Genomic DNA, 601 nt, shown 5'->3' on the forward strand with positions numbered 1-601 from the left:
GTTGTAACAAGGAATGTTAATGAATCCATTATTCAAGTTAATTGGCCTAGCTCTGCTACTTTTCAGTACTTTTGTTAGCGCGAATTCAAACGAACAAGATTACCTACTCGATACTGGTGACACTATTTCAGTGCAAGTTTCCGGGTAGGAAGATCTTTCTATTAAAAACATCCTCATCACGTCAGATGGTTACTTTGATTACCCTTACCTTGGACGAATCAAAGCGATCAATAAAACGCCCAAACAGCTCAAGTACGAAATCGAAACGGGCTTAAAAGGTGATTATCTGATCAACCCGAAAGTCATGGTGACAATCAATTACTTTCGTTTGTTTTACGTCAATGGCGAAGTTCGTAAACCCGGAGGATTTGAGTATCGACCAGGACTGACGATAGAAAAAGCCATCGCACTAGCTGGCGGGCTCACCGATAGAGCTTCACGTAAAAGCATTAACTTAACCAAACATAAAACTGGCAAAACCGTAGAAGGCGTGAGTATGCAGCGCACGGTTGAACCAGGTGACATTGTCTTTATTGATCAGAGCTTCTTCTAGTGACAGGTAATCAAATGAACGGAACTCATCCCAACAATTTCCAGATGA

1 pseudogene is annotated in these 601 nt (G+C 41.4%); it reads left to right on the forward strand.

What is annotated here, in order from left to right:
• Window positions 1-19 precede the first annotated feature (19 nt).
• A pseudogene (locus R7Z47_RS25770) lies at window positions 20-553 on the forward strand (polysaccharide biosynthesis/export family protein).
• The last annotated feature ends 48 nt before the right edge of the window (window positions 554-601 follow it).

It is taken from the genome of Vibrio sp. 1641 (assembly GCF_033339995.1).
GTDB classification, from domain to species: Bacteria; Pseudomonadota; Gammaproteobacteria; order Enterobacterales; family Vibrionaceae; genus Vibrio; species Vibrio alginolyticus.